Consider the following 1,320-nt stretch of genomic DNA (forward strand, 5'->3'; position numbering starts at 1 on the left):
TCCGTCAGATCAGAAAAATGCAATTTCAATCGATCCACTTCTGCTGGTGTCAGATCGGAAAACTTCATTTTCAGTTCTTCACGGTCGAAAATATCAACGTATGCACTATCCGGCTCACCCTCGTATTTCATTTGAAGTGTACCGTTCAACTTTCGAAAAACCGGCTTCTCTCCTTTTGGCCCACGAATTTTCTCAATTTCCAACAGATTCTGCCAAGTGCCATTAGCTCCTTGTTTCCAAAGGATATATTTATCGCTTATCCCTAAAAACGCACTAAGGCCGGGATCACCCTGCTTCCCTTTCATTGCAGAGGGTAAAGCGCGTTTAGGCCTTCCACCCTGAATGATCAGGATCATATCATTATCGGTTATTGTTCCGGCTGCCGGAAGCAAATTAGCCCTGATTATTTCAAACTCTTCTGCCATATCAATTGAAAACTATTATTTTACCTTGCTCATCTGCCAATAACCCCAAATCCGGATCTTTCAGCACACGGTAACGAACATCACCGCCGGCATCTATCCAACTCACTACAGGAGCGACAATAGAAATAGTGAACCTTACGCCAATCTGATTCTCCCGCCAAATCTCCACTGAAAAAGAAGGGCAATCCGTATAGTACACCTGGATGATACCGTCTAACGTCTTAATATATAATTCCTGATTTCCTACACCGGATATCTGGGTAAAGAACGCCCGGTAGTTGTTCAGAAACTCCTCCACACTGCCGGCCAACATCCAAAGGGGCAGTTTTATTTCCCGATGCTGGGTTTTGACCGTCGAAAGGTCTACCGTCCGGCCATCGGTGAACGGCGTCTTAACCGCTGGATATTTCAAGATGTCCTCCTGGTTGTCATCCGATCCTATACCGAAGTCTGCAAAGTCTATCCCATTGATCGCATACTGCCCGCGAAGCCCGATACCGCCGGCCGGAGTTGCCGGATAAATGGCGTGGCCGTCTTCCGTAAAGGACAGCTCGAATGATGACAGGTTCTCTCCGGCATTAAATGGAATGAACTTGTCATAGGAGATTCCGGCATTGAACCGTAAGCGATTGGTCATGCCGGGAATAAGATCAAATTCCCGATAGCCTGGTGCGGACAGATCAGCAACAAACTTCCTATACCCGGACCAGAACTGTTCAAGCGTTTCTGCCTTCATGAGGAATTTCAACTTGACGGTTTTAGGTTCGAACTCCACTACCGACAGATCGGGATCGATCCCGTCGGCTTCCGCCCAGTTGTTATATTTGACCGCCTTACGTTTGGGATATTTCAGAAGATCATCAAAAGAACCTTCCAATAACTTACATCCCCATTC

1 protein-coding gene and 1 pseudogene are annotated in these 1,320 nt (G+C 46.6%); both read right to left on the reverse strand.

The features are described from left to right. A pseudogene (locus tag H8S65_RS20795) lies at window positions 1–425 on the reverse strand (hypothetical protein); the annotation flags it as partial. Window position 426: 1 nt separating this feature from the next. Beyond that, a partial coding sequence (locus H8S65_RS20800; RefSeq protein WP_255489344.1) for a hypothetical protein occupies window positions 427–1,320 on the reverse strand: 894 nt, incomplete at its 5' end.

It is taken from the genome of Parabacteroides hominis, from assembly GCF_014287585.1.
Taxonomy (GTDB): Bacteria; Bacteroidota; Bacteroidia; order Bacteroidales; family Tannerellaceae; genus Parabacteroides; species Parabacteroides hominis.